This is a genomic window from Brevundimonas sp., from assembly GCF_044336875.1.
Classification (GTDB): Bacteria; Pseudomonadota; Alphaproteobacteria; order Caulobacterales; family Caulobacteraceae; genus Brevundimonas.
This window is the reverse complement of sequence record NZ_JBIIOP010000035.1, coordinates 1-10,371: the sequence shown is the minus strand read 5'-3', so window position 1 is coordinate 10,371 and position 10,371 is coordinate 1. Positions and strand designations below refer to the sequence as shown.

The following is a 10,371-nucleotide window of genomic DNA, read 5'->3' as shown; positions in this document are numbered from 1 at the left end:
TGATCGACGACCTTCATCGACAGCTTGGTCTTGCCGCGATCGTCGAAGCCCAGGAACTTGACCTTGACCTCTTGGCCTTCCGACAGGACGTCGGCCGGGTTGGCGACGCGTTCCAGAGCGATCTGGGACACGTGGACCAGGCCGTCCTTGGCGCCGAAGAAGTTCACGAAGGCGCCGAAGTCGACGACCTTGACGACTTTGCCGGAGTAGATGGTTCCGACTTCCGGTTCCGAGGCGATGGACTGGATCCAGGCCTTGGCGGCGTCGATCTTCTCCTGGTCGTTGGCGGCGACCTTGATGGTGCCGTCGTCGCCGATATCGATCTTGGCGCCGGTCTTTTCCACGATCTCGCGGATGACCTTGCCGCCCGAACCGATCACTTCACGGATCTTGTCGACCGGGATCTTGACCGTTTCGATCTTCGGCGCGTGCTCGCCCAGTTCGGTGCGCGGCGCGTCCATGGCCTTGGACATCTCGTCCAGGATGTGGAGGCGACCGGCCGAAGCCTGGGTCAGGGCCTGTTCCATGATCTCCTTGGTGATGCCGGCGACCTTGATGTCCATCTGCAGGCTGGTGATGCCTTCCGACGTGCCGGCGACCTTGAAGTCCATGTCGCCCAGGTGATCTTCGTCACCCAGGATGTCGGACAGGATGGCGAACTCGCCCGACGGCTCCAGGATCAGGCCCATGGCGATGCCCGAGACCGGACGGACCAGCGGAACGCCGGCGTCCATCAGGGCCAGCGACGAACCGCAGACCGTGGCCATCGAGGACGAGCCGTTCGACTCGGTGATCTCGGAGACCAGGCGGATGGTGTAGGGGAAGTCTTCCTTGGTCGGCAGCATCGGACGGATCGCGCGCCAGGCCAGCTTGCCGTGACCGATCTCGCGACGGCCGGGCGAACCCATGCGGCCGGCTTCACCCACCGAATAGGGGGGGAAGTTGTAGTGCAGCAGGAAGGACTCCTTGTAGGTGCCCTGCAGGCTGTCGATGTACTGCTCGTCCTCGCCGGTGCCGAGGGTGGCGACGACCAGGGCCTGGGTTTCCCCCCGCGTGAACAGGGCCGAGCCGTGGGTGCGCGGCAGGACGCCGACTTCCGACACGATGGCGCGGACCTTGTCGAGGGCGCGGCCGTCGACGCGGTGGGCGTTCTCGATGATGTCGCGACGCAGGACTTCGGCTTCGCATTCCTTGAAGGCGGCCGAGAACTTGGAGCCGTCGACGCCGTCGGGGTTCTCGTCGGTCTTCACCAGCTTGGCGGCGGCGGTCTTCTTGGCCGCGTCGACGCCCGAGCGGCGGTCGTACTTGCCCGGGTGGGTGTAGGCGGCCTTGATGTCCTCGCCGACCAGCGACTTGATCGAGGCGACGACGTCGGAGTGGTCTTCGGCCTGGAAGTCGAAGGGCTCCTTGGCGGCGTGTTCAGCCAGCTCGATGATGGCGTCGATCACCGGCTGCATGCCCGCGTGCGCGAACATCAGGGCTTCGAGCATCTTCTCTTCCGACAGCTCCTTGGCTTCGGATTCGACCATCATCAGGGCGTCCTGGGTGCCGGCGACCACCAGGTCGAGGTCCGAGGTCGGGATCAGGTCGATGGAGGGGTTCAGCACCAGCTCGCCGTCGATCAGGCCGACACGCGCGGCGCCGATCGGACCCATGAAGGGCACGCCCGAGATGGTCAGGGCGGCCGAGGCGGCGACCATGCCCAGGACGTCCGGGTCGTTCTCCATGTCGTGCTGCAGCACGGTGACGACGACCTGGGTCTCGTTCTTGAAGCCCTTGACGAACAGCGGGCGGATCGGGCGGTCGATCAGGCGGGAAACCAGGGTTTCCTTCTCGGTCGGACGGCCTTCACGCTTGAAGTAGCCGCCCGGGATCTTGCCGGCGGCGAAGGTCTTTTCCTGGTAGTTGACCGTCAGGGGGAAGAAGTCCAGGCCCGGCTTGGGGGCGCGGCCATAGACGACGGTGGCCAGAACCACGGTCTCGCCGTAGGTCGCCAGCACGGCGCCGTCGGCCTGGCGGGCGATGCGGCCCGTTTCCAGGGTCAGCGGGCGTCCGGCCCACTCGATCGTCTTGCGTTTGATGTCGAACATATTCCGTCTTTCGTATCCCGGGCGGCGTATTCCGCGCGGGGTCCCATCATTGGGCTGGGGCGTCAGGCGTTCGGTCCCTCGGCCCCCAGGGGTCGCCGCGCCATCGCGACGGACCCGGGTAGAGGACCGTCCTGGCCCTCAACGTCTGCGCCGTTCAGTCCCGCGGCGCCCGGGTCGTTCAGAGTGACAGTCTCTAGTTGCACAACGAGGCGCGGACGTGACCGCCCGCGCCTCGAAATACAGTCTTGCGCTGATCCGCGCCTTAGCGGCGCAGGCCCAGCTTGGCGATGAGCGCCTGGTAGCGGCCGGCGTCGACCTTGTTCAGGTGGTCGAGCAGGCGGCGACGTTGCGACACCATCTTCAGAAGGCCACGACGCGAGTGGTTGTCCTTCTTGTGGGTCTTGAAGTGTTCGGTGAGGTTGGCGATGCGTTCCGACAGGATCGCGACCTGGACCTCGGCCGAGCCGGTGTCGCCGGCGGTGCGGGCGTTATCGGCGATGATCTCGTGCTTGCGTTCAGCAGTAACCGACATCGTATGTCTCCGTCATTGGAGGTTGAAAACGCGGTCGGGTTCTAGTCGACCGGCCCGCAACTGACAGAGGGCGACCAGGGTCTGATCCTGAAAGGCTGAAACCGTTCGCGAACCGTCGGAAAGACGGGCCTTGAGGGTTTCCACCTGACGGGGGAGCAGAACGATGGGGCGTCCCTGCCGAAGCGAGAAGGCGTCTTGATCCGTGACGGCCAGCTCCGGGATGTCGTCCAGGGCGGTCGCCACGGGAAGCAAACCTTCCGAGGCGGCGCCCCTATGCACCATTTCCTCCAGAGAATCCAGCGTGACCGCATTATCCGTGCTGAACGGCCCGACCTGCTCGCGCCGCAGGGCCGAGACATGGCCCTCGGCGCCCAGGGCCTGGGCCAGGTCGCGGGCCAGGGAACGGACATAGACGCCCTTGCCCGTCAGGATGCGGATCTCGACGTGGTCGGCGTCCGGGGCGTCGGTCACCTCGGCCGAATATATGGTCACGCGCCGGGCCTGCAGCTCGAACTCGACCCCGTCGCGGGCCAGATCATAGGCGCGGGCGCCGTCGACCTTGATGGCCGAGAAGCGGGGCGGTGTCTGGTCGATCTCGCCGACGAAGGCGGGCAGGGCGGCCTTCACGGCCTCGACGGACGGGCGCACGTCGGACCGGCCGATGATCTCGCCCTCGCGGTCCACGCTGTCGGTCGAGACGCCCCAGTTGACGGTGAAGCGATAGACCTTCCTCGCCTCCATCATCATCGGCACGGTCTTGGTGGCCTCGCCCAGGGCTATGGGCAGGATGCCGCTGGCCAGCGGGTCCAGCGTCCCGGCGTGACCGGCCTTCTGGGCGTTGAACAGGCGACGGATGCGGCTGACCGCCTCGGTCGATCCCATCTCGAACGGCTTGTCCAGGCAGACCCAGCCGTCCACGATATCGCCCTTCTTGCGACGGCCCATCAGCCATGCTCCGTTGAATGGATATGAAAACGCTCAGTCGCCGCGCGGCCCTGGCCGCCCCGCTCGCCCTGATGACCCCGGCCTTCCAGTCGGGACAGGAAACCTATGGCGGCTTCGGCATCGACCTGGCCCTGGCGCCCGAGGCGATGCGGGCCGCGACCCTGGCCTCGCTGCGCGCTCAGATCGATCTGGTGAACAGTCTGAAGATCAGGCCCGACATTCTGGACTGGTTCCGCAGCGTGCCCCTGGTCGTCGATCCGTCGATCAAGGGACCGGGCGAGTTCCGCAATGGGCGTCTGGCCCTGAAGGATGTCGAGACGCCGGCCGACAATCCGCTGCTGTTGCACGAACTTCTGCACGGCTGGCATTTCCAGCGCGCGCCGGGCCGCAGACGCAATCCCGAGATCCTGGCCTTCTACGACCAAGCCAAGGCGTCCGGCGCCTTTCCGGCCCAGTCCTACATGCTGTCCAACGTCGTGGAGTTCTTCGCCATGACGGCCTCGGTGGCGCTTTGGGGCCGGGCGGCGCGGCCCCCGCGCACCCGCCAACGACTGCGCCAGGTCATGCCCGCCTATTACGACTGGCTGGTCGAACAGTTCGGCCTCCAGGTCTGAGACCCGGCTCATTCGCCCTCGTCGTCGCGGCGTTCCAGGTCGGCGCGGACACGGGGATCGTCGAACAGCCGGTCCATGTGGCTGGCGGCGTCGAAGCTTTCGTCGTGGCGGAAACGCAGGTCCGGGGTGAACTTCATGTCCAGCCGGCGGCCCAGCTGTCCGCGCAGGAATTTGGCGTGGACGTTCAGCGCCTTGATGATCTCGCTCTCGTGCCCGGTGGTCGGGGCCGCCTCGACGCCGGCGCCCAGGGGCTCGACGAAACAGGTGGCGTGTTTCAGGTCCGGCGACAGGCGGACCTCGGTCACGGTCACGGAGACGCCGACCAGGGCCTCGTCGTGGATGTCCTCCTCGCGCAGGATGTCGACCAGGGCGTGGCGGATCAGTTCGCCGGCGCGCAGCTGGCGCTGGCTCGGACCGGCGGGGCCGGAGGAATTGCGGGTGTGTTGCTTGTGGGCCATCGGCCGCTCCTTCTTGTTCGCCCGCCGGGGCTCGGACCCGGCCGGATAAGCGAAAGGCGGGCGGTCTAGTCGCGCGGGGCCGTCGTGTCCAGTTCCGGCGCGTTTCCGGTCAGCCGGGCGGAGCGCATGACCTCGCCGGAGAAGACGGAGCGCGCCGGCCGAATATCCACCCCGCCCGCATTCAGCACCTCGGCCGTCCAATGGTTGCACAGATGCAGGATCGAGAAGATCTCGCGGCTGGCGAAGAAACGGGCGTTATCGCCGGGACGGGCGGCCGCCAGGCGCGGTCTTGCGTCGGACAGGTCCAGCGACGCCTCGATCCGATCCGCCATCCGGTCGAAGGCGGCGGGCGTCAGGCGCAGGACCGCCCGGCCATCCTCGGCGTAGCGGGTGCGGGGATTCCCGTGTTCGGGGTCCAGCATGACGACGGACGGATTGCCGGGGTGGAAGAAGGCGCGGGCGCCGTCGGGCAGCCGGTCGGAAATCGGACTCTGGTCGACATAGAATCTGGCGTCGCCCCATCCGATCAGGATCCAGTCGCCCGGCGCCAGGGCCGAAACCGCCCGCCCCAGCGGCCCGCCCCGCCGTTCCAGCGCCGCACGCGGCGTCGCCAGATCCGTGTGAAAACCATTGTCGAGCAGATAGACGGTGACGGCTTGATCGGAAGCGCGCGGAGAGGGCAGGTCCGCCCCGGGTCGCGTCCAGGTCAGCAGGGCGGCGAATACCCCGATCAGGACGGCGAGCGGCAATCCCCATTTCATCGCCGCTTCTCCAGATGCAGCACTGGACACAGGGTTTCCGGCTCGCCCGACCGGGCCGGAGCCCGTATCGGCAGGATCATCACCGTGCGCGTCGTCTGCACAAGGGCCAGCCGCCCGATCCGGCCGCCGGAGCACAGGCTGGGCGCGACGCCGGACGCCTGGCGGATCTCGACCTGGATGCCGGCGGGAATCTCGAAGGCCTCGGCCCAGGTCACGCCGTGGACGGCGACCGCTTCGCTGGACGCCAGCCGATCGGGCCGGGTGTTCAGCGCGCCCCCGACCTCCAGACGGATATCGGCGCCGACAAAGCTGACCGTCCCGGACTGGGTGCGAGTGCGGTCGTCGGCCGGGGCGTAGTCGCCGGCCAGCACCGTATCGGCGCCGGCGTCGGCGGCGACGGGCGAGGCGGCGTCAGCCCGGCTTCCCAGCTGGTCCAGTCGGGTGCGGCCTTTGGCGACCATGTCCAGGGTCCGGTCGCGTGCGCCGGTCCAGCCGGCGACGGCCGTCGTCTCGACCGCGCGCATGAAGGTCGGGGCTGGTACGATCGAGACGGCGACGCAGAACAGCAGCATGCCCAGCATGAGCCGGCCGCCGGACTTCCGTTTTCGAGCGAGGGCCGCAGTCATGAATCAACGATAGACGGCGAACCGTGACAGACGAAAGCGGACTCGCGCCGAGGGGGAGGCCCTCAGGAGGCCGTCTCGGCGAACGGCGAGACCGGCGCCGTCTGCCACTCGCCGCGCCACTCGTAGCTCAGGGTGACGCAGTGACGGAATGTGCCGTCGGCCCAGCGGCCGACCGCCTGCATGGTCAGGGGACGGGGGGCGCGGATGCGGCTCATCACCAGCCAGACGTCATCGGCGCCGGGGCAAAGGGCGCGAGCCAGGCCCCGGCCGTCGCCGGTCTGTTCGATGGCGTAGAGGTCGTTCTCGTGGGCGCCGTCGGGCAGGGCGCGCCGCGCCTCGCCGGGGCCGCCCCGGCTGAAATCGGCCGAGCCGCGCGCCGTGGTCGAGAACAGCCGCTCGACGCTGACGGCGCCGAACAGGCCGCGCCGGACCTGCAGGGTGATCCCCTTGGTTAGGGCCTGGGTGACCCGGTCCGAGGCGTTGTAGGACAGGTAGCGCGTGTCCGCCTGCGCGGGAGCGGCGGCGGAGACGGCCAGCAGGCCGGCGAGGGCGGGAGCGAGAACAGGGCGCATCCGGTTTCCTTTCCCGCCCATTGCGGCGACTTTAGGCCTCGCCGAGGCAGCGCAGGGCGACCTCGAGGTTGCGCAGACCGTCCTCGCCGGTCACGGCCGGGGTCTCGCCGGTGGCGATGGCGCGGGCGAAGGCCTCCAGTTCCTTGCGCAGCGGTTCGGCCGGCCAACTGTTCAGCATCCGGGTCGAATAGGAGCCGTCGGGCTGCTGGCCGAAATATTCGGTCACCTGGCGGGTGATCAGGTCGGCGACGATGAATTTGGTCTTGGTGGCGACCTGCAGGGTGCGGGTCTTGTAGGGGGTGACCCAGTTGGTCGTGATGTGGGCGATCACGTCGTTCTGCAGCCGGAACTGCAGCAGGGCGGTGTCCTCGCGCTCGGCGCGGGTGCGGGCCAGCTGGGGTTGGACCTCGACGATCTCGGACCCGGTCAGGTGGCGGATGATGTCGATGTCGTGCACCGCCAGGTCGATGACCACGCCCACCTCGCCCATCCGCGGCGGGAAGGGGCCGACGCGGGTGATCTGGATCGAGATGATCTCGTCGTCGGCGACCGCGCGCTTGACCGTCTCGACCGCCGGATTGAACCGTTCGACCTGACCGACCATCAGGACGCGGTCATTGGCCTTGGCGGCGTCGATCATCCGCTGGGCGTCGGCGACGGTGGCGGCGATCGGCTTCTCGACCAGGACGTGGACGCCCTTTTCCAGCAGGGCGACGCCGATCTCGGCGTGGAAACGGTTCGGCGTGGCGACCACGGCGGCGTCCAGGCCGGCGTCGACGAAAGCCTGGGCCGTCGTGACCGGCGAGGCCCCGAAGGCGGCGGCGACGCCGTCGGCGGTGATCGCGTCCGGATCGAAGACCGTGGTCAGGTCGAACTCGCGCATCTCGGAGGCGACGCGCGCATGGTTGCGGCCCATGACGCCGACGCCGGCGACGCCGAACTTGAGGGGGGCGGTGTTCGGCATGATTCTCAGCCCTTGTAGCTGGCGACGGCGGCGATGATCTTGGCCTGGGTCGCCTCGTCCAGATCGGCGTGCATCGGCAGGCTGAAGACCACGTCCTTCAGACGTTCGGTGACGGGCAGGCCGCCGGCCCCGCGCGGGAAATGCTCATAGGCCGGCTGCAGGTGCAGCGGGATCGGATAATAGACGGCGGTCGGCACGCCCTGGTCCTTCAGGTGGGCGATCAGGCCGTCGCGGTCCGGATGCTCGACCGTATATTGCGCCCAGTTGGAGATGTTCCCGGCCGGCACGTCCGGCACCTTGGCCACATGGGGGCGCAGACCCGCGTTGTAGCGGGCGGCGGCGGCGTTGCGCCAGTCGATCTCCTGGCCGAAGACCTTCAGCTTCTCGATCAGGACGGCGGCCTGGATGGTGTCCAGACGGCTGTTCAGGCCGATCCGCATGTTCAGATATTTGGGGTCGTGGTCGAAGGTGCGGTCCTTCAGATCGACCGCCACGGCCTTGCCGTGCACCCGGACGGAATCGATCAGCTGGGCCAGTTCGTCGTCATTGGTCAGCACCGCCCCGCCGTCGCCGTAGCAGCCCAGCGGCTTGGCCGGGAAGAAGCTGGTGGTGGTGATGTCGGCCCATTTCAGCGGATGTTCGCCACCGATGGTGCAGCCGAAGCCCTGGGCCGAATCCGCGATCAGCTTCAGGCCGTGTTTGTCGCAGATCGCCTTGATCGCCGGATAGTCGGCCGGCTGGCCGAACAGATCGACGGCGATGACCACGCGCGGGGTCAGGCGGCCCTCGGCCTTGATGCCTTCGATGGCGCGCTCCAGCGCGGCGGGGTCCATATTGTAGGTGTCGGCGTCCACATCGACGAACACCGGCTCGGCGTCGAACCAGGGGACGACTTCGGCGGTGGCGGCGAAGGTGAAGCTCGGCACGAAGACCGCGTCGCCGCGCCCGATCCCCCAGGCCATCAACGGCAGGGCCAGGGCGTCCGTGCCGTTGGCGCAGCCCAGAGCGTGCTTGGCCTGACCGAAGGCGGCGAGGTCGGATTCGAATTGGCGGACCTGAGGTCCCATCACCCAGGCGCCGCCGACGACGGCCTCCTGAACGGCGGCCTCGATCTTGCCGGCGAGACGCAGACGCTGGGCCTGAAGGTCGATGAAGGGGATCATGAGAGGCGCTCTCCACGCAGAGATCGGGGCGGCGGACCGATGGATCGGACCGCGAATAGGGCCGCCCTCTAGCAAGATCGGGCGAGAGGACCAAACGGAGCGGTGTCACTTCGCGTTGCCCTTTGCAACGGTCTACCACTCCAGAAGCCTCCTCTTGGCGCCGGGCGGGATGCGCCCTAAGCCGACGGCATGATCCTCGACGACGCCAAGACCAAGGTCTCGACCTGGCTGTTAGACCACGCCCTGCCGCTGTGGGCGGAACGCGGCGTCGATGCGAACGGGCGGTTCTATGAACAGCTCGATTTTGACGCCCGGCCAGTGATCGGCGTGCGACGACGCACCCGCGTCCAGGCGCGTCAGATCTACGTCTTTTGCGAGGCTGCCCGCCTGGGTTGGGGGGGGGGGCGCACCGTGGCCCAGGCCGCGCTGGATCGGATGATCGCGACCTGCCGTCGCGATGACGGCCTGTGGGTCGCCGCGACCGACGACGCCGGAGACGTGCTGGACGACACGCCGGATCTTTACGACCTGGCTTTCGTGCTTTTCGCCCTGGCGGCCGCGCACCGGACCCTTGGCGACGATCGGGCGCGACCTCTGGCGCTGGAGACGCTGGCGGCGATCGACCGTTTGATGGCCGCGCCTCATGGCGGCTGGGCGGAGGCCGTGCCGGCGCGCCTGCCCCGGCGCCAGAATCCGCACATGCACCTGCTGGAGGCGATGCTGGCCTGGCAGGCGATTGCGCCCCATCCGGCGTTCGAAGCGGCGGCGCGGACGGCGCTGGACCTGTGCCGGAGTCATTTTCTGATCGACGGGGCGATCCATGAATATTTCACCGCCGACTGGACGCCCGATCCGACGACGGGACATATCGTCGAACCCGGCCATTTCGAGGAATGGGCCTGGCTTCTGCGCCAGGCGCAGATCGCCGGTTTCGAGACGGTCGACGTCGCGGAGGATCTGCACCGCCGCGCCATTGCTCAGGGATTGAAAGACGGGGCCATGATCCGCGAGATGGACGTCGCGGGCGCGCCGCTTGACGCCGGGCGTCGCCTGTGGGCTCAGACCGAGGCGATCCGCACGGCCCTGATGTTCGGGGACCCGGGCGCGGGCGACCTGATCGAGAGGGTCTTCACCACCCATCTGGCCACGCCGATCCCCGGCCTGTGGATCGACAGCTACGACGCGACCGGAGCGTCGCAGGACAAGGCCGCGCCAGCCTCCAGTCTCTACCACCTGATGACCGCCTTTTCCGAACTGTTGAGACACCGATGACTGGACTACCCGCCGTCTTTCTGGACCGTGACGGCGTCCTGATCGAGGACTCCGGCTACCCGCATTTGCCCGAACATCTGACGCTGGTCCGCGGCGCAGCCGCCGCGGTGCGGCGGTTGAACCGGCTCGGCTATCTGACGGTCATCGTCACCAACCAGTCGGGCGTGGCGCGGGGCCTGTTCAGCGAAGACCAGATGCACGCCTTCAACGTCCTTCTGGTGAAGCGGCTTGCCCAGGACGGGGCGGTGATCGGCCCGGTCTATGCCTGTCCCTTCCATGCCGAGGCGCAGGACGAACGCTATCGCCATCCGGACCATCCCGATCGCAAGCCCAATCCCGGCATGTTGCTGAGGGCCATCGCCGAACACCACATT

12 protein-coding genes are annotated in these 10,371 nt (G+C 67.9%); 3 read left to right on the top strand and 9 right to left on the bottom strand.

The features are described 5' to 3' along the window. The 3 genes from pnp to truB all read right to left on the bottom strand — a co-directional run. On the bottom strand, positions 1 to 2,090 hold a 2,090-nt coding region (pnp, locus tag ACIQ1T_RS18660; protein WP_395946065.1), incomplete at its 3' end, for a polyribonucleotide nucleotidyltransferase. Between the two features lie 262 nt (positions 2,091 to 2,352). Next, positions 2,353 to 2,622: a 30S ribosomal protein S15 gene (gene rpsO, locus ACIQ1T_RS18655; RefSeq protein WP_201099639.1), complete on the bottom strand. Its 270-nt coding sequence runs from the start codon at positions 2,620 to 2,622 to the stop codon at positions 2,353 to 2,355. Positions 2,623 to 2,634: 12 nt separating this feature from the next. After that, on the bottom strand, positions 2,635 to 3,567 hold the full coding sequence (truB, locus tag ACIQ1T_RS18650) for a tRNA pseudouridine(55) synthase TruB (protein ID WP_395946064.1): 933 nt from the start codon (positions 3,565 to 3,567) through the stop codon (positions 2,635 to 2,637). Between the two features lie 23 nt (positions 3,568 to 3,590). On the opposite strand from truB, the gene ACIQ1T_RS18645 reads away from it, so the two are divergent. Continuing rightward, positions 3,591 to 4,181: a hypothetical protein gene (locus ACIQ1T_RS18645; RefSeq protein WP_395946063.1), complete on the top strand. Its 591-nt coding sequence runs from the start codon at positions 3,591 to 3,593 to the stop codon at positions 4,179 to 4,181. 8 nt (positions 4,182 to 4,189) lie between these two features. Here the strand turns inward: ACIQ1T_RS18645 and rbfA are convergent, their stop codons facing one another. From rbfA to ACIQ1T_RS18615, 6 genes are all read right to left on the bottom strand, one after another. After that, positions 4,190 to 4,639, bottom strand: coding sequence for a 30S ribosome-binding factor RbfA (gene rbfA, locus ACIQ1T_RS18640; RefSeq protein ID WP_395946062.1), 450 nt, complete (start codon positions 4,637 to 4,639; stop codon positions 4,190 to 4,192). 65 nt (positions 4,640 to 4,704) lie between these two features. Next, complete coding sequence (locus ACIQ1T_RS18635; RefSeq protein ID WP_395946061.1) at positions 4,705 to 5,400, bottom strand: DUF2459 domain-containing protein; 696 nt, start codon at positions 5,398 to 5,400, stop codon at positions 4,705 to 4,707. Beyond that, entirely contained in the window at positions 5,397 to 5,981 is a 585-nt protein-coding gene (locus tag ACIQ1T_RS18630) for a hypothetical protein (RefSeq protein ID WP_395946060.1), read from the bottom strand. Before ACIQ1T_RS18630 ends, ACIQ1T_RS18635 begins: the two co-directional genes overlap by 4 nt. 107 nt (positions 5,982 to 6,088) lie before the next feature. Beyond that, entirely contained in the window at positions 6,089 to 6,598 is a 510-nt protein-coding gene (locus ACIQ1T_RS18625) for a hypothetical protein (RefSeq protein ID WP_395946059.1), read from the bottom strand. A gap of 31 nt (positions 6,599 to 6,629) precedes the next feature. Continuing rightward, positions 6,630 to 7,562, bottom strand: coding sequence for a Gfo/Idh/MocA family protein (locus ACIQ1T_RS18620; RefSeq protein WP_395946058.1), 933 nt, complete (start codon positions 7,560 to 7,562; stop codon positions 6,630 to 6,632). Between the two features lie 5 nt (positions 7,563 to 7,567). After that, complete coding sequence (locus tag ACIQ1T_RS18615) at positions 7,568 to 8,725, bottom strand: DegT/DnrJ/EryC1/StrS family aminotransferase (RefSeq protein WP_395946057.1); 1,158 nt, start codon at positions 8,723 to 8,725, stop codon at positions 7,568 to 7,570. Positions 8,726 to 8,914: 189 nt separating this feature from the next. Here ACIQ1T_RS18615 and ACIQ1T_RS18610 point away from each other — a divergent pair, with 189 nt between their 5' ends. Continuing rightward, the gene (locus tag ACIQ1T_RS18610; RefSeq protein ID WP_395946056.1) at positions 8,915 to 9,997 is read left to right on the top strand and encodes an AGE family epimerase/isomerase; all 1,083 of its coding nucleotides are present in this window, start codon (positions 8,915 to 8,917) and stop codon (positions 9,995 to 9,997) included. Next, a partial coding sequence (locus ACIQ1T_RS18605; RefSeq protein ID WP_395946055.1) for a D-glycero-alpha-D-manno-heptose-1,7-bisphosphate 7-phosphatase occupies positions 9,994 to 10,371 on the top strand: 378 nt, incomplete at its 3' end. The genes ACIQ1T_RS18610 and ACIQ1T_RS18605, both read left to right, overlap by 4 nt.